This window comes from Microbacterium lemovicicum, assembly GCF_003991875.1.
Lineage (GTDB): Bacteria > Actinomycetota > Actinomycetes > Actinomycetales > Microbacteriaceae > Microbacterium > Microbacterium lemovicicum.
In genome coordinates, this window is the sequence record NZ_CP031423.1 from 1,313,745 (window position 1) to 1,335,420 (window position 21,676).

Here is a 21,676-nt window from a genome sequence, read left to right on the forward strand (position 1 = left end):
CAGCGGGCGTCCCGGCGGGATCGCCCGCCGGGACGCCGTTGTCCTTCGCGATCCACCCGCAACAACCGCGCTCTCGCGCACGACACATCAGGAGATCTTCCGTGACTGTCAAGATCGGAATCAACGGCTTCGGCCGTATCGGACGCAACTACCTCCGCGCCGCGCTCGCGCAGGGCGCGGACCTCGACATCGTGGCGGTGAACGACCTCACCGACAACAAGACGCTCGCGCACCTGCTCAAGTACGACTCGGTGGGCGGACCGCTCGCCGAAGAGGTGACCTACGACGAGGACTCCATCACCGTCGGCGGCAAGACCATCAAGGTCTTCGAAGAGCGCGACCCGGCCAACCTCCCCTGGGGGGAGCTCGGCGTCGACGTGGTCATCGAGTCCACCGGTCGCTTCACGAAGGCGGAGGACGCCAAGAAGCACATCGCCGGCGGCGCCAAGAAGGTGCTCATCTCGGCTCCGGCCACCGGTGACGACGTCACCGTGGTGATGGGTGTCAACGAGGGCGACTACGACCCCGAGAACCACGTCATCATCTCCAACGCCTCGTGCACGACCAACTGCCTCGCACCGCTGGCCAAGGTCTTCAACGACGCCTTCGGCATCGAGCGCGGCTTCATGATGACCGCGCACGCCTACACGGCCGACCAGAACCTCCAGGACGGCCCGCACAGCGACCTCCGTCGCGCCCGCGGTGCCGCGATCAACATCGTCCCCGCCTCGACCGGTGCCGCGAAGGCCATCGGCCACGTGCTCCCCGAGCTCAACGGCAAGCTCAGCGGCTCCTCGTACCGCGTTCCCGTGCCCACCGGCTCGATCGTCGACCTCACCATCGTGACGCCCGCCGAGGGCCTCACCGTCGACCAGGTCAACGCCGCCTACAAGGAGGCCGCCGCCGACGGTCGCCTCGCCGGCTACCTGCAGTACACCGAGGACCCGATCGTCTCGAGCGACATCCAGGGCAACCCGCACTCGTCGATCTTCGACTCGGAGCTGACCAACGTCAGCGGCAACCTGGTCAAGGTCTCCGCCTGGTACGACAACGAGTGGGGCTACTCCAACCGTCTCGTCGACCTGACCGAGTACGTCGCCGAGCGTCTCTGAGCCCGGCCATGGCCCTGCGCACCCTCGACACCCTGGGTTCGCTGGCCGGCAAGCGCGTCATCGTCCGTGCTGACCTCAACGTCCCCCTCAAGGACGCGGTCATCACGGACGACGGCCGTGTGCGGGCCACGCTCCCCACGCTGAACGCCCTCATCGACCAGGGCGCGCGCGTCGTCGTCTGCTCCCACCTGGGACGACCCGACGGCGCACCCGACGACCGCTACAGCCTGGCTCCCGTCGCCGAGCGGCTCTCCGAGCTGCTGGGCTCGCCGGTCGCCTTCGCCCGTGACACCGTGGGCGAGTCCGCCCGCGAGACCGTCGACGGCCTCGCGGACGGCGACGTCGCGGTGCTGGAGAACCTGCGCTTCAACGCGGGCGAGACGTCCAAGGACGATGCGGAGCGCCGGGCCTTCGCGCAGCAGCTCGCCGCCCTGGGTGACGTCCTGGTGTCGGACGGATTCGGTGTCGTCCACCGGAAGCAGGCGAGCGTCTACGAGCTCGCCGAGCTGCTGCCGTCCGCAGCAGGCCTGCTCATCGCCACCGAGCTCGACGTCCTGGACCGTCTCACCGAGAACCCCGAGCGGCCGTACACGGTCGTGCTCGGCGGCTCGAAGGTCAGCGACAAGCTCGGTGTCATCGAGCACCTGCTCCCGCGCGTCGACCGCCTCCTCATCGGGGGCGGCATGATGTTCACCTTCCTCAAGGCGCAGGGCCACGCCGTCGGCAAGAGCCTCCTGGAGGAGGACCAGCTCGAGCGCGTGCGCGGCTACATCGCGACCGCACAGGAGCGCGGCGTCGAGCTCGTGCTCCCCGTGGACGCCGAGGTGGCGGCATCCTTCTCCGCCGACGCGGCGCATGTGACGGCCGACGTCGACGGACTCGAGGACACCCCTGCCGGTGCGGACGGTCTGGGGCTCGACATCGGCCCCCGCACCGCGGAGCAGTTCGCGGACGTCATCCGCTCGAGCAGCACGGTGTTCTGGAACGGCCCGATGGGCGTGTTCGAGTTCGCCGACTTCGCGCACGGCACGCGCTCCGTCGCCCAGGCGCTCACCGAGGTCGACGGCCTGTCGGTCGTCGGCGGCGGCGACTCGGCGGCGGCAGTGCGCCAGCTCGGCTTCACCGACGACCAATTCGGACACATCTCGACGGGCGGCGGAGCGAGCCTGGAGTTCCTCGAGGGCAAGAAGCTCCCCGGACTGGAGGTCCTCGGATGGTCGCAGTGACGCAGGAATCGACGGGCGGCGCCGCGCGCACCCCGTTCATCGCCGGCAACTGGAAGATGAACCTGGATCACCTCCAGGCCGTCGCGTTCGTGCAGAAGCTGCAGTGGACGCTGAAGGACGCCAAGCACGAGGACGGCTCGGTCGAGGTCGGGATCTTCCCCCCGTTCACCGACATCCGCACCGTCCAGACGCTGATCGACGCCGACAAGATCCCGTTCTCGCTCGGCGGCCAGGACCTCTCCACGAAGGACTCCGGCGCGTACACCGGCGAGGTCTCGGGACAGTTCCTCGCGAAGCTCGACTGCCGCTACGTGATCATCGGGCACTCCGAGCGTCGCGAGTACCACCAGGAGAGCGACGAGATCGTCGCCGCCAAGGTGCAGGCGGCGCTGCGTTACGGGCTCGTGCCGGTGATCTGCGTCGGTGAGACCGCCGACGACCTCGAGGAGTTCGGCGCGAGCGCCGTGCCCGTCGGCCAGCTCAGGGTCGCACTCGAAGGCGTCCCCGCCGACGCGGACATCGTGGTGGCGTACGAGCCGGTCTGGGCCATCGGCTCCGGCAAGGCCGCGACGCCCGACCAGGCACAGGACGTCTGCGCGAAGCTCCGCGCGGTGGTGGGGGAGTCCCTCGGGGCCGACGCCGCCGCGCGCACCCGCGTGCTCTACGGCGGCTCGGTGAAGTCCGCGAACATCGCGAGCTTCATGCGCGAACCCGATGTGGACGGCGCCCTCGTGGGCGGCGCGAGCCTCGTCGTCGACGAGTTCGCCGCCATCATCCGCTTCCAGAAGCACGTCGGCGTCTGACGACACCGTCCGCCCCGCCCGCCGCCCGTTGCGGCGAGCGGGGCGGAATCGTGTCAGCCGGTATACTCGAGGCTTGTGCGGTCCATCGGACCGCGGTGAAAGGCTTCAACGACTGTGGACATCCTCCAGTTCGTCCTGCAGGTGCTGCTCGGCATCACGAGCCTCCTGCTGACGCTCCTCATCCTGCTGCACAAGGGCCGCGGTGGCGGCCTCTCCGACATGTTCGGCGGCGGCATGACCTCGGCGATGGGCTCTTCGGGCCTCGCCGAGCGCAACCTCAATCGCTTCACCGTGATCCTCGCACTCGCGTGGTTCCTGTCCATCGTGGCCCTCGGCCTCATCACCAAATTCCAGGGGATCTGACATGGCCACAGGAGGAAACGCGATCCGCGGCACCCGCGTCGGTGCAGGACCCATGGGCGAGCAGGACCACGGCTTCCACGCCGACCGCGTCGCCATCTCCTACTGGGACGCCCTGGGCAACGAGACCGTCCGCCACTTCGCCGCCGGCATCGCCGACGAGGAGATCCCCGAGACGATCGACTCCCCGCACTCCGGGCTTCCCGCCGGTCGCGACCGCGAGAACCCGCCGGCCGTCGCCAAGACGGAGCCGTACAAGACGCACCTGGCCTACGTGAAGGAGCGCCGTACCGAGAAGGAAGCCACCGACCTCCTCGACGACGCACTGCAGCAGCTGCGCGAGCGCCGCGGTCAGGGCTGACCGCGCGCACACGACGAAAAGGGAGAAGCGGATGCCTCGGCATCCGCTTCTCCCTTTGCTGTCCGGTGCGGTCGTCCGGCTCAGTAGTCGCGGTCGATGAGCTCCTGCGGGACCTGTGCGGCGGCGGCGTCGTCGACGAAGAGCACCGTCCGCCGACGGCCCTTCGCGCCGGCGGCGGGGACGCTCAGGTAGCTCGCTCCGGCGAGGGCCAGTCCGAGCGCAGAGGCCTTGTCGGCTCCGGCGAGCACCATCCACACGCGCTGCGACGAGTTGATCACCGGCCGGGTGACCGAGATGCGATCCGGCGGCGGCTTGGGGGAGTCCCGCACCGCGACGGTGGAGACGTCGACGAGCGAGATCTCCGGCCGGTCGGGGAACAGCGAGGCGATGTGGCCGTCGGGGCCCACGCCCAGCAAGCAGATGTCGAACGACGGCCAGGGGCCGCTGTCGGCGCGGTCGGCCGGGGCGAAGGCCGCCAGCTCCTCGGCGTAGGCGGAGGCCGCGGCATCCAGATCCAGGCCGCTGTCGGTCGACGCCATCGCGTGGATGTTCGCTGCGGGGATGTCGAGGCCGTCGAGGAAGGCCTCGCGGGCCTGCTTCTCGTTGCGGTCGTCGGAATCCTGCGCGACGAAACGCTCGTCGCTCCACCAGAAGTGCACGCGCGACCAGTCGATCTTCGACGCCTTCGGCCGGGCGGCCGCGGCGCGCAGCACCGCGGTGCCCATCGTGCCGCCGGTCAGGGAGACGTGCACCGTCTCGCCGGCTTCGCTGCGCTTGTAGACCCGGCTGAGGAAGCGCGAGGCGACCGAATCCGCGAGGTGATCGGTGTCGGGACTGATCACGACCCGCTTCTCGGTGAAGAACTCAGCCATTCGTCTCCGTTGCCTCCGGCGGGTCCAAGAGCGACCAGCCCTCGGTGATCACTCGACCATACAGGACGTCCGGATCGAGCCTGCGCAGCTCCTCGGCCAGGCACTCCCGCAGGGTGCGACGGGGGAAAGCGAGGTCGTGACTGGGCTGACCGGGCTGCGTGAGCACCGCCATCCCCGGGGTCGGACGCTCCAGCACGATATCTCCGCCGGCTCGCGTCATGCGCACCGACTTGATGCCGTGCGGCCACTCGTCGGCCGACAGATAGGAGTACGCCACCGGCACGTCGAGCTTCAGACGCAGCCACGCCGCGAGGAGCGCCGTGGACGGGGAGTCGGAGGCGCCGCGCACCTCGACGGCGGTGACCTCCTCGTACGGCGGCTGGTCGAGGACAGCCGCGAGCTGCTCGCGCCAGCGGGTGAGCCGCGTCCACGCGAAGTCGGTGTCGCCGGGCGCGTAGCTCTCGCCGAGGCCGGCGATCCAGGACGCGGGGTCGTCCTGCGTCGAGGCGTCCGTGATCCGTCGCTGCGCGATGCGGCCGATCGGAGACTCTGCGCGCATCGGCGGGGCGTCGCCGGGCCACCAGGCCACGACAGGCGCGTCGGGCAGCAGGAGTCCGGTGACGAGGCTCTCCGGGTTGGACCCCGCGGCGCCGAACGCGCGCAGCACCACGACCTCGCTGGCGCCGGCGTCACCGCCCACGCGGATCTGCGCGTCCAGGCGGGCGTCGGCGTCGTCTCCGTCGCCGCCGTTGACGATCAGCACGATGACGCGCATCGGGTGCTCGCGCGAGGCGTCGTTCGCCGCCTCGATGACCTGCTCCTCGAGCCCGCGCCGGGTGGCGATGATGAGCGTCAGCACACGACCGAGGGCGACGGCGCCGCCCTCCTCGCGCACGTTGACCAGCGCGCGGGAGATCTTGCTGACGTTGGTGTCGGGCAGTTCGATGATCACGGACGTCTCCAGGTTCTTCCGTCACGGGCGAGCAGTTCGTCGGCGGATGCCGGACCCCACGAGCCGGGGGCGTACTGCTCCAGCGGGCCGCCCTGCTCGGCCCAGAAGTCCTCGATGGGGTCGAGGATCTTCCACGAGAGCTCGACCTCCTCGTGACGGGGGAACAGCGGCGGGTCACCGAGGAGGACATCGAGGATGAGACGCTCGTAGGCCTCGGGGCTCGCCTCGGTGAACGCGTGGCCGTAGCCGAAGTCCATCGTGACGTCGCGCACCTGCGTGCCGACGCCGGGGACCTTGGAGCCGAAGCGGATCGTGACGCCCTCGTCGGGCTGCACGCGGATCACGAGCGCGTTCTGGCCGAGCTCCTCGGTCTGGCTGCGACCGAACAGCAGCTGCGGCGCGCGCTTGAACACGACGGCGATCTCGGTCACGCGACGGCCGAGGCGCTTACCCGTGCGCAGGTAGAAGGGCACGTCGGCCCATCGGCGCGTGTTCACCTCGAGCTTGACGGCCGCGTAGGTCTCCGTCGTGGAGTCGGGCTTCATCCCGTCCTCCTCGAGGAAGCCGAGCACATGCTCGCCGCCCTGCCACCCGCCGGCGTACTGCCCGCGGGCGGTGGCCAGGGAGAGGTCCTCCGGCAGCCGCACGGCGGCGAGAACCTTCTCCTTCTCGGCGCGGAGGTCCTTCGCGTTGAAGCTGATCGGCTCCTCCATCGCGGTGAGCGCCATCAGCTGCAGGAGGTGGTTCTGGATGACGTCGCGCGCGGCGCCGATCCCGTCGTAGTAGCCCGCACGGCCCCCGACGCCGATGTCCTCGGCCATCGTGATCTGCACGTGGTCGACGTAGTTGCGGTTCCAGAGCGGCTCGTACAGCTCGTTGGCGAAGCGCAGCGCGAGGATGTTCTGCACCGTCTCCTTGCCGAGGTAGTGGTCGATCCGGAAGATCGAGTCCGTCGGGAAGGCCGAGCGCAGCGCGTCGTTGAGCGCGCGCGCCGAGTCGAGGTCGTGTCCGAAGGGCTTCTCGATCACCACGCGGCGCCAGCAGTCGTCGTCGCCCGCGTCCTCGCCCACCAGACCCGAATCCTTCAGCTGCTTCGCGACGATCGGGAAGTCCTTGGGGGGGATCGACAGGTAGTACGCGTGATTGCCCATCGTGCCGCGCTCCACGTCCAGGGCGTCGACGGTCTCGCGCAGGCGCGCGAACGACTCCGGGTCGTCGAAGGTGCCCTGCACGAATCGGATGCCCTGGAGCAGCTGACGCCACGTGTCCTCGCGGAACTCCGTGCGCGCGTGCTCGCGGACCGCGTCGTAGACGACCTGGGCGAAGTCCTGGTCCTCCCAGTCGCGGCGCGCGAACCCCACCAGCGCGAAGCCGGGCGGCAGCAGGCCGCGGTTCGCCAGATCGTAGACGGCGGGCATGAGCTTCTTGCGGGAGAGGTCTCCCGTGACGCCGAAGATGACGAGCGCGCTCGGACCGGCGATGCGGTTGAGGCGTCCGTCTTCGGGGTCGCGCAGCGGGTTGTGCCCGCGCGAGATCTGGACGGTCATCGGACTCCTACTGTGCGGCCTCGAAGAGTGCGAGCACTTCGGGCTGGGGATCGGTGAGGGTGATGGTCAGCACGGGACGGCCGTGGGCCGCGAGCACCGCGGCGTCGCCGGCGGCCTGCGCCGCGATCAGCTGGCCGAAGGTGAACGGTCGACCGGGGATCTCCAGGTCGACGTCGGTGCTCTCGAGGATCTGGACGAACACGCCGTTGGCGGGACCGCCCTTGTGATACTGCCCGGTCGAATGGAGGAAGCGCGGCCCCCAGCCGAACGTGGTGGGCCGGCCGGAGTCGGCCGCGATGAGCTCGCGGAGACCCTGGAGCTGCGGGAGTGACTGCCGGTCGACGTAGGCCTGCACGGCGACGTAGCCGTCGGCGGGAACGCGCTGCCACAGCGCGTCCAGCGCCGCGGCCACCGTGCCGCCCGTGGCGAGGGCGGGATCGCTGACCCGCACCTCGACGCCGTCGGCGGTGAACGCGGGAGCCGAGGTCTCGGGACGCGACTCCAGCAGCCCGCGGGTCGCGGTCTTGGCCGACTCGACGTCAGGCTGGTCGAAGGGGTCGATCCCGAGGATGCGCCCCGCGATGGCGGTGGCGTACTCCCACACGATGAACTGCGCGCCGAGCGAGCCGCTGACCAGCACCTCGTCGTCGTGCCGCTCGAACAGGTGGAAGCGCCCGGCCTCGTCGACGAAGCGCACGACCTGGAGGTCGGCGGGTCGCGTATCGAGCTCGGGGGACACCGGGAGCAGGACGACGGGCAGGATGCCGGTGCCGCCCTTGCCCGTGGACTCCGCCACGAGCTGCTCGATCCAGTCCGGCAGCCCGACGATGTGCGTGCCGTCGCTGACGAGACCCAGCTTGTCGCGGCGCGGGGTGCCGGCGGCGATCGCGGACGCCAGGACGAGCGCGGGGTTCTCCGGGCTGTCGATGGCGACCTCGAGCAGGGTGGCGTCGGCCTCGTCGAGCAGCTCGGAGATGTCGACGCCGGCGAGGCCGGCGGGCACGAGCCCGAAGGCCGTGAGTGCGGAGTAGCGGCCGCCGACCGTCGGGTCGGCGGTGAAGACGCGGTACCCGGCTTCGCGAGCGGACTCCTCCAGCGGGGATCCGGGATCGGTCACCACGACGATGCGCTGCACCGGGTCGATGCCGACGTCGCGGAAGGCGGCCTCGAAGGCCCGGCGGGCGGAATCGGTCTCGACGGTGGAGCCGGACTTCGACGAGACGACCAGGACCGTCCGGTCCAGACCGCCCGTCTCCGGGTCGCCGTCGATGGCGCTCAGCACCTGGCCGGGTGCCGTGGAGTCGAGGATGAGCAGCGGCACGCCCGCGGTCTGGGCGATCACCTCCGGCGCGAGCGACGACCCGCCCATGCCCGCCAGCACGACGCGGGTGAGCCCCGCGGCGACCAGCTCGGCGCGGAGCGCCTCGATCTCCGGCACGAGAGGACGGGACACCGACACGGCCTGCAGCCAGCCGAGTCGGCGGGAGGCCTCGTCCTCGGCGGCGGCGCCCCACAGGGTGGGGTCGCCCGCCGTGAGTCCGGAGGCGACCATGCCCGCGACGAGGCCGGGCAGAGTCTCCTCCACCACGGCCTTCGCACGGCCGGTCAGACGGATGTCGAACGTCATGCGTCGCCCTGGAGCGAGGACTTCAGGGCCGTCGAGACGGTCTCCTGCAGCTCGTGCCAGGAGGCGATGAACTTCTCGACGCCCTCGTCCTCGAGCACCTGGGTCACGTCGGCGAAGTCGACGCCGACGGCGGCCAGCTGATCGAACACCGCGTGGGCGTCGGCGTAGTTGCCGGTGATGGTGTCGCCCTCGAGCACGCCGTGGTCGAACGTCGCCTGCAGCGTCTTCTCGGGCATGGTGTTCACCGTGCCGGGTGCGACGAGCTCGGTGACGTAGAGCGTGTCGGGGAGGTTCGGGTCCTTCACACCGGTCGACGCCCACAGCGGACGCTGGACGGTGGCGCCCGCGGCGAGCAGCTCTTTCGCCCGGTCGTCGGCGAAGCGCTGCTCGAACAGCTCGTAGGCGAGGCGCGCGTTCGCGATTCCGGCCTTGGACGTGAGCGCCTTCGCCTCGGGGGTGCCGATGGCGGCGAGGCGCTTGTCGACCTCGGTGTCGACGCGCGAGACGAAGAACGAGGCGACGGACTGCAGGGTCGAGATGTCGTGACCCGCGGCCTTCGCCTTCTCCACGCCGGCGAGGTACGCGTCGATCACCTCGCCGTAGCGCTCGAGGCTGAAGATCAGCGTGACGTTGACGGAGATGCCCGCGCCGATGACCTCGGTGATCGCCGGCAGTCCCGCCTTGGTCGCCGGGATCTTGATCAGCGCGTTCGGGCGGTCGACGGCGGCGGCCAGCTTCTTCGCCTCGGCGATGGTCGCCTCGGTGTCGTGGGCGAGATCGGGGGAGACCTCGATCGACACGCGTCCGTCGACGCCGTCGGTGGCTGCGAATACCGGCTGGAAGACGTCCGACGCCGCGCGGACGTCGTCGGTGGTGATCTCGAAGATCGCCTCGTCGGTGGAGGCGCCGCGCTCGGCGAGGACCTTCACCTGACCGGCGTAGGACTCGCCGTTGGCCAGGGCCCCGGCGAAGATCGTCGGGTTGGTGGTGACGCCGGTGACGTTGCGGGTGGCGATCAGATCGGCCAGGTTGCCGGTGATGATGCGCTGACGGGACAGGTCATCGAGCCAGATGCTCACTCCGGCGGCTGCCAGCTGGGCGGTGGGGGTGCTCATGCGTGCGCTTCTTCCTTCTTCGTCACCGCTGGGCGGCGGCGATGCTGTCGCGGGCGGCCTGGACGACGGCGTCGGCGGTGAAGCCGAATTTCTCGAACAGGGTCTTGTAGTCGGCGGAGGCGCCGAAGTGCTCGATCGAGACCGAGACGCCGTGGTCGCCGACGAGGCCCCGCCACGGCAGGGCGATGCCCGCCTCGACCGAGACACGGGCCTTCACGGAGGGCGGCAGGACGGACTCGCGGTACGCGGCATCCTGCTCGTCGAACCACTCCAGAGCGGGCGCCGAGACGACGCGGGCGTTGATGCCCTCGGCGGCCAGCGTCTCGCGCGCGGCCACGGCGAGCTGCACCTCGGAGCCGGTCGCGATCAGGATCACGTCCGGGGTGCCTCCGGGCGCCTCGGCGAGGACGTACGCGCCCTTGACGGCCTCGTGGGCCGAGGCGAGCTCGTCACCGGATGCCGCACCCTCGCCGCGCGCGAAGACCGGCACGTTCTGACGGGTCAGGGCGATGCCGGCGGGACCGGCGTTGCGGCGCAGGATCTCGAGCCAGACGACACCGGTCTCGTTCGCGTCCGCCGGGCGCACCACCGTGAAGTTCGGGATGGCGCGGAGCGAGGCGAGCTGCTCGATGGGCTGGTGGGTCGGGCCGTCCTCGCCGAGGGCCACCGAGTCGTGCGTCCACACGAAGATCGACGGGATGTCCATCAGCGCCGCGAGCCGGACGGGCGGACGCATGTAGTCGCTGAAGATCAGGAACGTGCCGCCGAACGGGCGGGTCGGCCCGTGCAGCGTGATGCCGTTGATGATCGAGCCCATCGCGTGCTCGCGGATGCCGAAGTGCAGCACTCGTCCGTACGGGTCACCCGACCACTCGTGGGTGGACCACTCGGGCGGGAGGAAGGACTTGGCGTCGGTGATGGTGGTGAGGTTCGACTCGGCCAGGTCGGCCGATCCTCCCCAGAGCTCGGGCAGACGTGCGGCCAGGGCGTTGATGACCTTGCCCGACGCGGAGCGGGTCGACACGTCGGTGCCCGCCTCGAAGACGGGGAGCGCCGAGGCGATGTCGTCGGGGAGGACGCCGGCCTCGAGGCGGTCGAGCAGCTGCTTGCGCTCGGGGTTGGCCTCGGCCCACGCGTCGAACGAGGTCTGCCACTCGGCGTGCGCCTGAGCGCCGCGCTCGATGAGCCCGCGGGTGCGCTCGATGACCTTCTCCTCCACGACGAAGCTCTGCCCGGGGTCGAAGCCGAGCACCTCCTTGGTGGCCTTGAGCTCGTCGGCGCCGAGCGCGGAGCCGTGGATCTTGCCGCTGTTCTGCTTGCCGGGCGAGGGCCAGCCGATGATCGTCTTCAGGATGATGAGGGACGGCTTGTCCGTCACGCCCTTGGCGGCCTCGACGGCGGCGTAGAGCTCGGCGACGTCCTCGACGTACTGGCCGGTCTTCTTCCAGTCGACGGTCTGGACGTGCCAGTCGTAGGACTCGTAGCGCTTCGCGACGTCCTCGGTGAAGGCGACGTTGGTGTCGTCCTCGATCGAGATCTGGTTGGAGTCGTAGATCGCGATGAGGTTGCCGAGCTGCTGGTGGCCGGCGAGCGAGGACGCCTCGCTGGTCACACCCTCCTGCAGGTCGCCGTCACCCGCGATCACGTAGATGTGGTGGTCGAACGGGGATTGGCCCGCGGGCGTCTCCGGGTCGAAGAGGCCACGCTCGAAGCGCGCGGCGTAGGCGAAGCCGACGGCGGACGCGAGGCCCTGGCCGAGCGGGCCGGTGGTGATCTCGACGCCGTCGGTGTGGCCGTACTCCGGGTGACCGGGGGTCTTCGAGCCCCACGTGCGGAGCGCCTCGAGGTCGGAGAGCTCGAGGCCGAAGCCGCCCAGGTACAGCTGGATGTACTGAGTGAGCGAGGAGTGCCCCACCGACAGGATGAAGCGGTCGCGCCCCAGCCAGTGCGTGTCGGACGGGTCGTGGCGCAGCACCCGCTGGTACAGCAGGTAGGCGGCGGGCGCCAGGCTCATGGCGGTTCCGGGGTGGCCGTTGCCGACCTTCTCCACCGCGTCGGCTGCGAGCACTCGGACGGTATCCACCGCGCGCTCGTCGATTTCATCCCACTGCAGATCCGACACCCGGCCGCCTTTCTCGAGGAAGCGCCTCAGAAGACCGTGCCGCGGCCCTCTTCGCGAGGAAAAAGGGGGGTCGGCGTACTGGGCGCGCGTTGAGAATCAGCATAGCGAGATCACCGGCCCGGCTGGACAGCGCGAGACGTCGTGTGACGATGCCTTAGACTGGAGGACGACCGGGACGCGGCACGATACGGGGGGCGATGGACATCTCTACGGGTGCCTCCACCCTCTCGGCAGCCCATCCGGCCGCCCCTCGCTCCCTCGGCCGCACGATCCGCGCCTACGTCGCTCTGACGAAGCCGCGCGTGCTCGAGCTCCTCCTCGTCACGACCGTTCCGGTCATGATCCTGGCGTACGGCGGCTTCCCGTCGCTCTGGCTCGTGCTCGCCACCGTCATCGGAGGATCGCTGAGCGCCGGCTCCGCCGCCGCGTTCAACATGTACCTCGACCGCGACATCGACGCGCACATGCAGCGCACGGTCAACCGTCCGCTCGTGACCGGCGAGGTCTCGCCGCGCGGAGCGCTGGTGTTCGCGTGGACGCTGGCCGTGGCATCCACCATCTGGCTCTGGCTCACCACCAACTTGCTGGCGGCGGCCCTGTCGGCGGTGGCCATCTTCTTCTACGTCGTGATCTACACGATCATCCTCAAGCGGCGCACCGAGCAGAACATCGTCTGGGGCGGCATCGCGGGATGCTTCCCGGTCGTCATCGGCTGGTCCGCGGTCACCGGCTCGCTGTCGTGGACGCCGATGATCCTCTTCCTGCTGGTGTTCCTGTGGACGCCGCCGCACTACTGGCCCCTGTCCATGAAGTACGCGCGTCAGTACGACGAGGTCGACGTGCCGATGCTGGGCGCCACGCGCGACAGCTCCCAGGTCGGCCTGCAGGTCATCCTCTACGCCTGGGCGACGGTGGCGTGCTCGCTGCTGCTCATCCCCGTGGCATCCATGGGGCTCGTGTACACGGTCTCGGCGCTCGTCTTCGGCGGCTGGTTCCTCTACGAGTCGCACCGGCTCTACTCGCGGGCCGTGCGAGGCACCGAGCCGCGGCCCATGCGCGTCTTCCACGCGTCCATCACGTACCTGACGCTGCTGTTCGTCGCGATCGCCGTCGACCCGCTGCTGCCGTTCTGAGGCGCAGCCGGGCCGACGGCATCGTCGCTCGGCGTCAGCGCGCGGCGGTGACCTCGTCGCGGGCGGGTACGACCTCGCCGTCCGCCACGACCTCGTCGGTGCGCACGAACACGGCGTCGTCGGCGGGCTCCGCGTCGTCGGCCACATCGACCGCTTCGGCGGTCGGCGTCGCGACGGGCAGGAACGAGCGGGCGGCGGCCAGGGCCAGCAGCACGAAGAGGCCGACGAGGCCCGCGGCGAGCAGGCCGGAGCCGATGGTGATCCAGGACTGACCGCCGTAGACGAGGCCGCCCGTGGCGGTCTGGTCGTCGAGTCCGGCGATCATGGCGGGCAGCGTCGTGGCGACGATCGCCGCACCGGCGACGGTCACGGCGAGCGAGGCCACCAGGAGGATCCAGAACGGGATGCTGCGGGTCAGGCTCGGACGAACGTTCATGCGGAGAACTCCTCAGGGTGTGGGGCGCCGCGGACAGCGGCTCCACGACCCTCGCACCGTCACCCGGACGACCTCTCGGCGCGGGCGATGAGTCTCCTATGCGATGTCAGTGCGCGCCGGCGGTGGCCCGGCGACGCGGCGCGGCCGCGGCGGGCGCCGCCTCATCCTGCTTCAGGTGCATCACCACGGCGGTCATCGCCGCCACGAGGGTGACGGCGAGCACCATGTGGATGTTCACCAGCACGATCGGGAGCCCGGTGCGCGCCTGCCACAGTCCGACGGCGATCTGCACGACCTCGACCGCGAGCAGCAGCCCGACCCAGCGACGGAGCCGCAGGGTCGCGGGCGTGCGCCACGCGGCGATCAGCAGGGCGATCGTCAGAGCGAAGGTGACGTAGGCCGGCCAGGAGTGCACGTGCTGCCACAGGACCGGATCAAGGCCGTTGCGCGCGGCCTCGTCGTCGCCGGCGTGCGGGCCGGAGCCGGTGAGGAGGATGCCGACCAGCACCGTGACGGCGACGGCCGCGCTCGTGGCGTGGGCCAGGCCCGCGAAGAAGGGCGTGACCACGCGCACCCGCGGGCGACCCGGGGCGTACACGCGGGCCACGAGGGCGGCGGCGTTGGCCACCAGGGCGGCGGAGATGACGAAGTGGATGCCGACCAGCGTCGGCGGCAGGTGCAGCCAGACGACGATGCCGCCGATGACGGCCTGGAGGATGATGCCCACGCCGTTGGCGAGGGTGAGGATGCGCAGGTCGCGGCGGCCGGTGCGCACGACGGCGAGGAAGGCCACGAGCGCGATGACGACGAGGATCCCCGTCAGCGTGCGGTTCCCGAACTCGATGAGGCCGTGCACGCCGAGCTCCTGGGTGGGAACGAGGGAGCCGCCCGTGCAGTAGGGCCACGTGTCGCAGCCCATTCCCGAGCCGGTGAGGCGCACGAGACCGCCCGTGCCGACGATGAGGATGTTGCTGATCAGTGCGAGCCACGCGAACACGCGGGCGAGGCGCCCGACGCGGTCGGGGAGGCGGCGCAATAGGGATGCGACGCCGCGGCGGTCGGGGCGCGGCGCGGTGAGCGTGTCGGCCATTCCTCACCTCCTGGGAGAGTGCTCCGCGGGGTGCGGGAGCGGTGGTCCCGGCTGCCCGAAGGGGGAGCGGAACCTGTAGAATCGAAGGGTCGGGAGGCGTACGCGAAACGCGTCGTGCTCCCCTGACAGTTTAGGCGCGATGGACGGCGCCACTTGAGAGGGCCCGCAAGCGGCATCCTTCCCCGGGATATTCCCAGGGACCGGAATGCCGGGGCGGATGACACCGTTGAGGCCCGGAGGAGAGTGTGACCATGTCTGATGTGCTCATCGATCGTCCCGAGCTGGACAGCCTCGGGCAGTACGAGTTCGGCTGGCACGACGCCGACGCGGCGGGTGCGCTCGCCCAGCGCGGGATCAACGAGGATGTCGTGCGCGGCATCTCGGGGCTGAAGAACGAACCCGAGTGGATGCTCAAGACCCGACTGAAGGGCTACCAGCTCTTCGGTCGCAAGCCGATGCCGACGTGGGGCGCCGACCTCAGCGAGATCGACTTCGACAACATCAAGTACTTCGTGCGCTCCACCGAGAAGCAGGCCCAGTCGTGGGAGGACCTCCCCGAGGAGATCCGCAACACGTACGAGCGCCTCGGCATCCCCGAGGCCGAGCGCCAGCGCCTCGTCGCCGGCGTCGCCGCGCAGTACGAGTCCGAGGTCGTCTACCACCAGATCCGCGAGGACCTGGAGCAGCAGGGCGTCATCTTCATGGACACCGACACGGCGCTGCGGGAGCACCCCGAGTTCTTCGAGGAGTACTTCGGCACCGTCATCCCCGCCGGCGACAACAAGTTCGCGGCGCTGAACACGGCCGTGTGGTCGGGCGGCTCGTTCGTGTACGTGCCCAAGGGCGTCCGCGTCGAGATCCCCCTCCAGGCCTACTTCCGCATCAACACCGAGAACATGGGCCAGTTCGAGCGCACGCTGATCATCGCCGACGAGGACTCCTACGTCCACTACATCGAGGGCTGCACGGCGCCGATCTACAAGAGCGACTCGCTGCACTCCGCGGTCGTCGAGATCATCGTCAAGAAGAACGCCCGTGTGCGCTACACGACGATCCAGAACTGGTCGAACAACGTCTACAACCTCGTCACCAAGCGCGCGATCGCGCACGAGGGCGCGACGATGGAGTGGATCGACGGCAACATCGGCTCCAAGGTCACGATGAAGTACCCCTCGATCTTCCTCGTGGGCGAGCGCGCCAAGGGCGAGACGCTGTCCGTCGCGTTCGCCGGTCCCGGTCAGCACCAGGACGCCGGCGCGAAGATGGTCCACATGGCGCCTTACACGCAGTCGTCGATCGTCTCGAAGTCGATCGCCCGCGGCGGAGGACGCGCCGGCTACCGCGGCGAGGTCCGCATCGACGAGAACGCCCACCACTCCGCCAACACGGTGCGCTGCGACGCCCTGCTGGTGGACACGATCTCCCGCTCCGACACCTACCCGGCGATCGACATCCGTGTCGACGACGTGCAGCTCGGCCACGAGGCGACCGTCTCGAAGGTCAGCGAGGAGCAGCTGTTCTACCTCATGAGCCGCGGCATGCCCGAGGACGAGGCGATGGCCATGATCGTGCGCGGCTTCATCGAGCCCATCGCCCGCGAGCTGCCCATGGAGTACGCCATGGAGCTCAACAAGCTCATCGAGATGGGCATGGAAGGATCCGTCGGCTGATGACGACCACCACCGAGGCGCCCGTCGTGGTGCCTGGCTCCACCGCGCACTCCGACGGGGCGTTCGTGCCCGTCCAGACCCGCTCGGAGCGTCCGTCCTCGTTCGACCCGGCGGACTTCGACGCCCCCACGGGCCGCGAGGTCAACTTCAAGTACACGCCCGTCGCCAAGCTGGCGGCGCTGTTCGTCAACGAGGCGGCGCCCGCCGGCGTCGTGGCCGTCTCGGTCGACGCCCCCGCCGAGGTCGAGCAGCTGACCCTCGCGGTCGGTGCCGCCCCCCGCGGCGAGGTCTTCCGGCCCGAGGACCTGCCCGCGGCGATCGCGTGGACGCAGGAGACCGAGGCGCCGCTGCTGCGCATCCCCGCGAACGCGGAGCTCGACCGTCCCGTGCTGGTGACCCTCACCGGCACCGGAGGCGTGGCCCACGCGCACGTCGTCATCGAGGCGATGCCCAACTCGCGCGCCACCGTGATCTTCCGTCACACCGGCACCGCGCAGCACGCGCAGAACGTCGAGATCATCGTGCGCGACGGCGCCCGCCTCGACGTGGTGTCACTGCAGGAATGGGACGACGACGCCGTGCACGCGGCATCCCACCAGGCCCGTGTCGACAAGGACGCCCTGCTGCGTCACTTCGTCGTGAGCTTCGGCGGCGCCGTCGTGCGCGTGAACCCGTCCGTCGAGCTCGCCGGCCCCGGCTCCCAGGGCGAGCTGTACGGCCTGTCGTACTCCGACGCAGGCCAGCACCTCGAGAGCCAGGTGTACCTGCACCACAAGGGCCCGAACACCCGCGGCGACGTGCTCTACAAGGGCGCTCTGCAGGGTGCGGGCGCGCGCAGCGTCTGGATCGGCGACGTGCTGATCGGACCCGACGCCGTGGGCACCGACTCCTACGAGGCCAACCGCAACCTCGTGCTCACCGATGGCGCCCGCGCCGACTCGGTGCCGAACCTCGAGATCGAGACCGGCGACATCCAGGGTGCCGGCCACGCCAGCGCCACCGGACGCTTCGACGACGAGCAGCTCTTCTACCTGCAGGCGCGCGGCATCGACGAGGAGCAGGCCCGCCGCCTGGTCGTCATCGGCTTCCTCGCCGAGATCGTCCAGAAGCTCGGCATCCCCGCCCTCGAGGAGGAGCTGTCCGCCGCGATCGAGCGCGACCTCGTGCAGGGGGCCGCTGCATGAGCGCCTCCCGCGTCTGCGCGTTGAGCGCCCTCGAGCAGGACACCGCCCTGCGCGTCGAGGTCGACGGCGTCCCGATCGCCGTCGTGCTGGACTCCGCCGGCGAGGTGCACGCCATCGGCGACGTGTGCACCCACGGCGACATCTCCCTCTCCGACGGCTTCGTCGACGGCGACACGCTCGAGTGCTGGGCCCATGGGTCCGCCTTCTCGCTGCGCACCGGCAAGCCCCTCAACCTCCCCGCGTACGAGCCCGTCCCCGTCTACGCCGTCACGATCGACGGCGACGACGTGCTCATCGACCCGACTGTCACGAAAGAAGCCTGAATGTCTGTCCTGGAAATTCGCGACCTGCACGTCACGGTCGAGACGGATGCCGGCACCACGCCCATCCTCAACGGTCTGAGCCTGACCATCCGCACGGGTGAGACGCACGCCATCATGGGCCCCAACGGCTCCGGCAAGTCCACCCTCGCCTACACGATCGCCGGTCACCCCAAGTACACCGTCACCGGCGGCTCCATCACCCTCGACGGCGACGACGTCCTCGCGATGACCGTCGACGAGCGCGCCCGCGCCGGGCTGTTCCTCGCGATGCAGTACCCGGTCGAGATCCCCGGCGTGACGGTCACCAACTTCCTGCGCACGGCCAAGACCGCCGTCAGCGGCGAGGCCCCGTCGATCCGGACGTGGACCAAGGACGTCAAGCAGTCCATGAAGAACCTCCGCATGGACCCGAAGTTCGCGCAGCGCAACGTCAACGAGGGCTTCTCGGGCGGCGAGAAGAAGCGCCACGAGATCCTCCAGCTCGAGCTGCTCAAGCCCCAGATCGCCGTGCTCGACGAGACCGATTCCGGCCTCGACGTCGACGCGCTCAAGATCGTCTCCGAGGGCGTCAACCGCGCCAAGGCCGAGACGGGCCTCGGCGTGCTGCTGATCACGCACTACACGCGCATCCTCCGCTACATCCACCCCGACTTCGTGCACGTCATGGTCGCGGGCCGCGTCGTGGAGGAGGGCGGGCCGGAGCTCGCCGAGCGCCTCGAGGACGAGGGCTACGACCGCTTCCTGACCCCGGCGGCCGAGTCCGCCGTCGACGCCGACGCGTAGGCTCGCAGCATGACCGCGACCATCACACCGGAGAAGTACGACGAGGTCACCGAGGCCCTGAAAGACGTCATGGATCCCGAGCTCGGGATCAACGTCGTCGACCTCGGCCTCATCTACGACCTCGCGTGGGACGACGAGAACGACGCGCTGGTCATCCACATGACGCTGACGTCGGCGGGCTGCCCGCTGACCGACGTGCTCGAGGAGCAGACCGCCCAGGCCCTCGACGACGTCGTGGAGCGCTTCCGGATCAACTGGGTCTGGATGCCGCCGTGGGGTCCGGAGCGCATCACCGACGACGGCCGCGACATGATGCGGGCCCTCGGCTTCGCCATCTGACCGCTCGCGTGACCGCGGGTGACGCGAGCGCACCTCCCACCGGGCCGCGTCGGTAGGCTCGTCGGGTGAGTGCTCCACCCCTGCGCGCCCTGCCCGTCGGCGAACTGCGGCAGCGCTCGAGCACGAAGTGGCGCCGCTACCCCGAGAACGTGCTGCCGCTGTTCGTGGCCGAGACCGACTACGCGCTCGCCCCGGAGATCACGCGCGTGCTGACGCGGGCCGTCGAGCTGGGCGACACCGGCTACACGCCGCCGCACCCCGGGGTGGCGGAGGCGTTCTCCGCGTTCTCCGCGCGCCGCTTCGGGTGGGAGGTCGATCCGACCGCCGTGCGCTGGACCGGCGACGTGATGATGGGCGTGGTCGAGATCCTCCGCCGAGTGATCGCCCCCGGCGACGGCGTCATCGTGATGCCGCCGGTGTACCCGCCGTTCTTCGACACCGTGGAGGAGGCCGCCGGCGTGCCGGTGCGCGTGCCGCTGACTCGTCACGAGGCGGGATGGGCGGTCGACCTGGACGGCGTGGAGACGGCCCTCGCCGCGGGCGCCCGGGCCGTGCTGCTGTGCAGTCCGCACAATCCCACCGGCACCGTGCACCCCCGCGCGGTGCTCGAGGCCCTGGCCGACATCGCGGAGCGCCACGGCGCGACCGTGATCAGCGACGAGATCCACGCACCGCTCACCTACGACCGCGACGCCTTCACCCCGTTCCTGGCCGCGGGGGAGGGCGCCCGGCGCGTCGGCTACGCCGTCACGAGCGCCAGCAAGACGTTCAATCTCGCGGGTCTGAAGTGCGCGGTGATGGTCGCCGGCGGGCCTGCTCAGGGGGAGGTGCTGCAGAGCCTTCCGTGGGAGGTCGAGTGGCGCACCGGCCTGTTCGGAGCCCTCGCCAACGTGGCCGCCTACGCACCCGAGTCCGACGCGTGGCTCGACAGCCTGCTCGCCGCGCTCACGGAGAGCCGCGCGCTGCTGGGAGGCCTCCTGGCCGAGCACCTGCCCCGGGCGCGATGGCTGCCGCCCGAGGCGGGCTTCCTCGCGTGGGTGGACGTCTCGGACTACGGCTGGGGTGAGGATCCGGCCTCGCTGATCGTCCGGGAAGCGGACGTCGCCCTTCATCACGGTCCGTACTTCGGCACCGAGGGCGCGGGGCACGTGCGGATCAACTTCGCCTGCGGCCCGGAGGTGCTCACCGAGGCGATGGCGCGCATCGGCGCGCTCGCGCGCTCGTGACCCGGCCTGCCGTCGCGCCGACCACCGGCATCTGGACCGGCACGAACCTCGCCGTGACGCTGGGGGCCGTCGCCCTCATCTTCCTCGCGGCCATGCAGTCGCTCGCCGTCACGACCGTCATGCCGATTGTCAGCGCGGATCTCGACGGCGCGGCGCTGTACGCGGTCGCCTTCTCCGGCACGCTGGCGACCAGCGTGATCGGGATGGTGGCGGCCGGCGCGTGGTGCGACCGCTCCAACCCCGTCGGGCCGCTGACCACCGCCGTGGCGCTGTTCGTCGTCGGACTGGTCATCGCGGGTCTCGCCGTGTCGATGCCGCTCCTCGTCGCCGGGCGGCTGATCCAGGGCCTCGGCACCGGCGGCCAGACGGTCGCGCTGTACGTCGTGGTGGCGCGGGTGTACGCGCCCGAGCTGCACGGCCGGGTCTTCGCCGCCTTCTCGGCCGCGTGGGTCGTCCCGTCGCTGATCGGGCCCTTCCTCGCCGGCGCCGTGGCGGAGTACCTGCACTGGCGGTGGGTGTTCCTCGGCGTCGCCGCCCTCACCGTCGTCGCCTTCACCGTGGTGCTGGTGCGCCTCGGCGGACGTGACCTGCGTACGACGCATCCCGCGTCCGGCCGCGTCACCGGGCGTCTTGCGTGCGCCGTGGCGGTGGCCGCGGGGGCGCTGGGACTGAGCCTGGCGGGGGAGGCCGGGCCCTTCGCGATCGCGGTGGTCGCGGCATCCGTCGTCGTGGTGGCCCTCGCGGCGCGTCCGCTGCTGCCGCGCGGCACCCTCCGCGCCGGGCGGGGACTTCCGAGCGTCGTGCTCATGCGCGGCCTGATCGCCGGATCGCTCTTCGGCGCGGAGATCTACGTGCCGTACCTGCTCATCGACGACTACGACTTCTCGCCCACCTTCGCGGGCCTCGGGCTCACCACCGCCGCACTGCTCTGGGCCGCCGGTGCGGAGGTGCAGGGACGCCACGGCGATCGCATCGGCAACCGGCGCATCACGCTGATCGGCATCACGCTGCTGGGGCTGGCGTGCCTCACCTCCGGGGCGACGGCCGCGTTGCACCTGTCGCCGCTCGTCCTCATCGCGGGATGGTCGATGGCCGGCGCGGGCATGGGACTGATGTACCCGCGGCTCACGGTGCTCACGCTGGCCTACTCGACGCCGCAGAACCAGGGATTCAACTCCTCGGCGCTGTCGATCTCCGACTCCGTCGGCGCGGCGACGGCGATCGCCGCGATGGGCGTCGTCTTCACCGCTCTGACGGGAACGGACGGCGCGTTCCCGGCCGTCTTCGCGATCGCCGTGGCCCTCGCCCTCCTGGCCCTCGTGCCCGGCCTGCGCATGAATGCGGCGGTCGGATCGGGCCGCTCGACATGAAGACATCGCCGGCCGCCGGGTTTGA

At 70.4% G+C, this 21,676-nt stretch carries 21 protein-coding genes; 13 read left to right on the forward strand and 8 right to left on the reverse strand.

The genetic code is table 11. From position 1 onward, the window contains the following. The first annotated feature begins 101 nt into the window (after nt 1-101). The 5 genes from gap to CVS47_RS06115 all read left to right on the forward strand — a co-directional run bounded on the left by gap (nt 102) and on the right by CVS47_RS06115 (nt 3,862). Nucleotides 102-1,112: a type I glyceraldehyde-3-phosphate dehydrogenase gene (gap, locus tag CVS47_RS06095; RefSeq protein ID WP_127095298.1), complete on the forward strand. Its 1,011-nt coding sequence runs from the start codon at nt 102-104 to the stop codon at nt 1,110-1,112. A gap of 8 nt (nt 1,113-1,120) precedes the next feature. Next, nucleotides 1,121-2,338: a phosphoglycerate kinase gene (locus CVS47_RS06100; protein ID WP_127095299.1), complete on the forward strand. Its 1,218-nt coding sequence runs from the start codon at nt 1,121-1,123 to the stop codon at nt 2,336-2,338. Next, nucleotides 2,326-3,141, forward strand: a complete 816-nt coding sequence (tpiA, locus tag CVS47_RS06105; RefSeq protein WP_127095300.1) for a triose-phosphate isomerase — start codon at nt 2,326-2,328, stop codon at nt 3,139-3,141. Before CVS47_RS06100 ends, tpiA begins: the two co-directional genes overlap by 13 nt. A gap of 114 nt (nt 3,142-3,255) precedes the next feature. Next, complete coding sequence (gene secG, locus CVS47_RS06110) at nt 3,256-3,504, forward strand: preprotein translocase subunit SecG (RefSeq protein WP_127095301.1); 249 nt, start codon at nt 3,256-3,258, stop codon at nt 3,502-3,504. Between the two features lies 1 nt (nt 3,505). Continuing rightward, a complete protein-coding gene (locus tag CVS47_RS06115; protein WP_127095302.1) occupies nt 3,506-3,862 on the forward strand; it encodes an RNA polymerase-binding protein RbpA in 357 nt (118 codons plus the stop codon). A gap of 80 nt (nt 3,863-3,942) precedes the next feature. Here the strand turns inward: CVS47_RS06115 and pgl are convergent, their stop codons facing one another. Genes pgl through tkt form a run of 6 tightly spaced genes read right to left on the reverse strand, consistent with a single transcriptional unit; the run spans nt 3,943 to nt 12,097 of the window. Continuing rightward, nucleotides 3,943-4,734, reverse strand: a complete 792-nt coding sequence (gene pgl, locus CVS47_RS06120; protein WP_127095303.1) for a 6-phosphogluconolactonase — start codon at nt 4,732-4,734, stop codon at nt 3,943-3,945. Then, the gene (locus tag CVS47_RS06125; protein ID WP_127095304.1) at nt 4,727-5,686 is read right to left on the reverse strand and encodes a glucose-6-phosphate dehydrogenase assembly protein OpcA; all 960 of its coding nucleotides are present in this window, start codon (nt 5,684-5,686) and stop codon (nt 4,727-4,729) included. Before CVS47_RS06125 ends, pgl begins: the two co-directional genes overlap by 8 nt. Further along, the gene (zwf, locus tag CVS47_RS06130; protein WP_127095305.1) at nt 5,683-7,233 is read right to left on the reverse strand and encodes a glucose-6-phosphate dehydrogenase; all 1,551 of its coding nucleotides are present in this window, start codon (nt 7,231-7,233) and stop codon (nt 5,683-5,685) included. The genes CVS47_RS06125 and zwf overlap by 4 nt, the downstream gene beginning before the upstream one ends. 7 nt (nt 7,234-7,240) lie before the next feature. Further along, a complete protein-coding gene (locus tag CVS47_RS06135; RefSeq protein ID WP_127095306.1) occupies nt 7,241-8,860 on the reverse strand; it encodes a glucose-6-phosphate isomerase in 1,620 nt (539 codons plus the stop codon). Continuing rightward, complete coding sequence (tal, locus tag CVS47_RS06140; RefSeq protein WP_127095307.1) at nt 8,857-9,975, reverse strand: transaldolase; 1,119 nt, start codon at nt 9,973-9,975, stop codon at nt 8,857-8,859. The genes CVS47_RS06135 and tal overlap by 4 nt, the downstream gene beginning before the upstream one ends. 22 nt (nt 9,976-9,997) lie before the next feature. Continuing rightward, nucleotides 9,998-12,097 carry a transketolase gene (gene tkt, locus CVS47_RS06145; RefSeq protein WP_127095308.1) on the reverse strand — a complete coding sequence of 700 codons (2,100 nt, stop codon included), beginning with the start codon at nt 12,095-12,097 and terminating at the stop codon, nt 9,998-10,000. Between the two features lie 197 nt (nt 12,098-12,294). Here tkt and CVS47_RS06150 point away from each other — a divergent pair, with 197 nt between their 5' ends. After that, a complete protein-coding gene (locus tag CVS47_RS06150) occupies nt 12,295-13,230 on the forward strand; it encodes a heme o synthase (protein ID WP_127095309.1) in 936 nt (311 codons plus the stop codon). A 34-nt stretch (nt 13,231-13,264) separates the two neighbouring features. Here the strand turns inward: CVS47_RS06150 and CVS47_RS06155 are convergent, their stop codons facing one another. Both CVS47_RS06155 and CVS47_RS06160 read right to left on the reverse strand, forming a co-directional pair. Further along, entirely contained in the window at nt 13,265-13,666 is a 402-nt protein-coding gene (locus CVS47_RS06155) for a dinucleotide-utilizing enzyme (RefSeq protein ID WP_127095310.1), read from the reverse strand. Between the two features lie 106 nt (nt 13,667-13,772). Next, a complete protein-coding gene (locus CVS47_RS06160) occupies nt 13,773-14,756 on the reverse strand; it encodes a COX15/CtaA family protein (protein WP_127095311.1) in 984 nt (327 codons plus the stop codon). Between the two features lie 251 nt (nt 14,757-15,007). Between CVS47_RS06160 and sufB the strand changes: the two genes are divergently transcribed. From sufB to CVS47_RS06195, 7 genes are all read left to right on the forward strand, one after another. Continuing rightward, nucleotides 15,008-16,426, forward strand: coding sequence for a Fe-S cluster assembly protein SufB (gene sufB, locus CVS47_RS06165; protein ID WP_127095312.1), 1,419 nt, complete (start codon nt 15,008-15,010; stop codon nt 16,424-16,426). Then, nucleotides 16,426-17,610 (forward strand): Fe-S cluster assembly protein SufD, encoded by a 1,185-nt coding sequence (gene sufD, locus CVS47_RS06170; RefSeq protein WP_127095313.1) that lies wholly within the window; start codon nt 16,426-16,428, stop codon nt 17,608-17,610. Before sufB ends, sufD begins: the two co-directional genes overlap by 1 nt. Further along, nucleotides 17,607-17,933 carry a non-heme iron oxygenase ferredoxin subunit gene (locus CVS47_RS06175; protein ID WP_127095314.1) on the forward strand — a complete coding sequence of 109 codons (327 nt, stop codon included), beginning with the start codon at nt 17,607-17,609 and terminating at the stop codon, nt 17,931-17,933. Before sufD ends, CVS47_RS06175 begins: the two co-directional genes overlap by 4 nt. Then, the gene (sufC, locus tag CVS47_RS06180; RefSeq protein ID WP_127095315.1) at nt 17,934-18,716 is read left to right on the forward strand and encodes a Fe-S cluster assembly ATPase SufC; all 783 of its coding nucleotides are present in this window, start codon (nt 17,934-17,936) and stop codon (nt 18,714-18,716) included. A 9-nt stretch (nt 18,717-18,725) separates the two neighbouring features. Further along, complete coding sequence (locus CVS47_RS06185) at nt 18,726-19,055, forward strand: metal-sulfur cluster assembly factor (RefSeq protein WP_127095316.1); 330 nt, start codon at nt 18,726-18,728, stop codon at nt 19,053-19,055. Between the two features lie 65 nt (nt 19,056-19,120). Continuing rightward, complete coding sequence (locus CVS47_RS06190; RefSeq protein ID WP_127095317.1) at nt 19,121-20,281, forward strand: MalY/PatB family protein; 1,161 nt, start codon at nt 19,121-19,123, stop codon at nt 20,279-20,281. Then, the gene (locus tag CVS47_RS06195) at nt 20,278-21,651 is read left to right on the forward strand and encodes an MFS transporter (RefSeq protein ID WP_241240293.1); all 1,374 of its coding nucleotides are present in this window, start codon (nt 20,278-20,280) and stop codon (nt 21,649-21,651) included. Before CVS47_RS06190 ends, CVS47_RS06195 begins: the two co-directional genes overlap by 4 nt. Nucleotides 21,652-21,676 lie beyond the last annotated feature (25 nt).